The following is a 2,624-nucleotide window of genomic DNA, read 5'->3' on the forward strand; positions in this document are numbered from 1 at the left end:
GGCGAGCTTGGATGCGTGGTAATCATGTCGCATCCGCGCGGGCGAGGCAAAAATGGCGTCGCCGGGCACCGGCCGAAGGGATTCGTCCGCGCTGCCCGGGTCACCGGCGCCGGCCGCTGTCGAACCAGCCGCTGAAACGGTGCCGGTGCCCGCTGGTGAAGGCAGGGTGGAAAAGCGGTCCGCGGCTTCACCCAATTCGGTGAGCGTCGTTGTGGCTTGCCGGAACAGCCGGAAGCCGAGCACGCCGAAGAACAACAGCGACAACGCGACAAGCGCTATCCAAATAACGATCCAGGACCACCAAGGCATGCTGATCAGTCTATCGGGCGATCTGAGAAGGCTTCGTATTGCGTCAGGGCCGCGGCGAGCCACTCCCGCGACGCGGCCGCGAGGGCCTCTGGCTGCAGGATCCGCACCATCCCGCCGTGCTGGGCCACGAACATCGGCAGCCAGTCCGTGCTGCCAAACCGGATTTCGGCGAGCATGCCGCCGCCTGGCAGAGCCGCGGTCCGCTCGGCGTAATAGTCATCAGCGAGGCCGGTGCCGCGGGGCGCGAGTTCCACGACGACCACCGTGTCGTCGTCGTTCGGGGTGAACAGTTTCACCGGAAAGCTGTCCGCCGGCTTTGCCGGCGCGGCCGCCCGCCGGCCGTTGGGCTCAAGGGCTTCGATCCTGTCCAGCCGGAAGTTGCGGAGGCCCTGGGCGGAGTGGCAGTACGCCTCGAGGTACCACGTGTTGTCCAGCGAATAGAGCCGCAGGGGGTCCACGTCGCGTTCGGACACGGCGTCGCGCTGCGCCGAGAAGTACCTCAGGTGCAGTTGCGCGCCGGATTCGAGGGCGGCGCGGGCGGTGTCGAGGATGGCGGAATCACCGGGGGCCACCTCGGGGCCGGAGAGCGCGGCCGCTTTGACGCCTTCCTCCCCCGCCGCGGCCATGAGTTTGAGCGTCACCGATTCCAGGGCGCCGCCTTCGGCGAGCTCGGGCAGGCTGTTGAGCGTCTCCAGGCCGGTCAGGAGCGCACAGGCCTCGTCCACGGTGAACCGTACGGGGCGGGTCAGGTCCAGGGCCTGGGTGATGAATACGTGGTCATCGTCCCACTGGATGTCCAGCAGATCGTCGGGGTAGCCCTCCGGCAGGCCCGAGCAGATCAGGATCCGCAGGTCGTCCTCGAGTGCCTTGCGGGTGATGCCAAACCTGGCGGCGACCTCGCTGATGTGCAGTCCCTGGTTGTGGACAAGGAACGGGACCAGTTGCAGCATCCGCTTGAGCTGGTCCTCCGAGGTTCGTTTACGGGTACGGCCGGCGCGGCCCGCCGCCGGGAAGGCGACGTCCGGCAGGGGCCTGTCGGCGAACTCGGCGGCCGCCGTGAGGCGGCGGTGGACGGCGCCGGCGAGTTCGGGGGGTGAAATCACGGTGACGCGGGGACCGTAGGAGGCCAGCTCCTCGCCCAGGGTCTCCGCATCGCGGAAGGGCACCGCGAGGCGGTCCGTCCCGGCCGGGTGCCCCGGTGTTCGGGCTTCCGGCGCTGCGGCTTCCGGCGCTGCGTCCGGAAGCGGCTGGGCGCGTTTGCGGAGGCCCAGGAGCCGCCCGTGTTCGACGTCGACCACAGCGCTCTGCACCGGCAGCTCGGCCAGGCCGGCCAGCTCCGCGCGGACGTTGAACCCGGCCGGCGGCGTGAAGCTCTCCTTCTCCAGGACGGTCACGGCGGACGTCAGGCGGGACAGGCGGAAGAACCGTTTGTCCCCCCGGCCCCGGTCGTGGCCCACGAGGTACCACTGGCCGAAGCGGCTGCCCAGGCCCCAGGGCTCCACCAGGCGTTCCTGCTCCTGGCCGGTGCTGCCGGCGAGGTAGCTGAACCGGACCGGGTGCTGGGCGTGTATCGCGGCGACCAGGTCCYCGAAGGCCTGGCCGGCGGGGCGGATGCGCGGCTGGACGCCGGTGGGGAGTTCGGCGTCGACCAGGCCGCCGGCGGCCTGCAGCTTCCGGACCGCGTCGACGGCGGCGGAGCCGAGGGCGGCGTGCTCCCAGAGCTGGGCCGCGAGGATCAGGACCGTGCACTCTTCGGGGGTGAGGCTGACGTCGGGCAGCCGGTTCGATTCCTTGCCGATCCGGTAGCGGGTGGTTGCCGGGTCGTCGGAGCCCCAGCCCGTGTCCGTCACGGCCTCGACGTCGAAGCCAAACTGGCGCAGCTCGCCTTTGTCGCGTTCGAACATGCGGCCGAAGGCGACGTCACTGCTCGTGGTGTCGTGGTAGACCTTTTCGCGCAGCTCGCTGCGGCGCAGGCCGTACTTGGTGTTGAGCAGGGCGATGAGCAGGTTCAGGAGGCGTTCTGTACGTGAGGCGGACACCCCGCAAGGGTACTAAAGCCGGTCCCGGAAAATGACGAAAGCGCGGCAACAGCCGGAAGAACTTTTCCGATTGTTACCGCGCTTCGTTCCCCGGGGGGCGGGTGGGGACTAGCGGACGGCGACGAGGTCCACGACGAAGATCAGGGCCTCGTTGGGGCCGATCGCCCCGCCGGCGCCACGGGAGCCGTAGGCAAGCTCGGACGGGATCTCGAGCCGGCGGCGGCCGCCGACCTTCATGCCCAGCAGGCCCTGGTCCCAGCCCTGGATGACCTGGCC

At 69.8% G+C, this 2,624-nt stretch carries 3 protein-coding genes; all 3 read right to left on the reverse strand.

Going from position 1 to position 2,624, the window contains the following annotated elements:
• A partial coding sequence (locus AC1D1S_RS20580) for a hypothetical protein (protein ID WP_476995381.1) occupies positions 1-309 on the reverse strand: 309 nt, incomplete at its 3' end.
• Between the two features lie 5 nt (positions 310-314).
• On the reverse strand, positions 315-2,348 hold the full coding sequence (locus AC1D1S_RS20585) for a helix-turn-helix transcriptional regulator (RefSeq protein ID WP_476995382.1): 2,034 nt from the start codon (positions 2,346-2,348) through the stop codon (positions 315-317).
• A 108-nt stretch (positions 2,349-2,456) separates the two neighbouring features.
• On the reverse strand, positions 2,457-2,624 hold a 168-nt coding region (locus tag AC1D1S_RS20590), incomplete at its 5' end, for an FKBP-type peptidyl-prolyl cis-trans isomerase (protein ID WP_476995383.1).

The organism is Arthrobacter sp. P1_A5 (assembly GCF_056406825.1).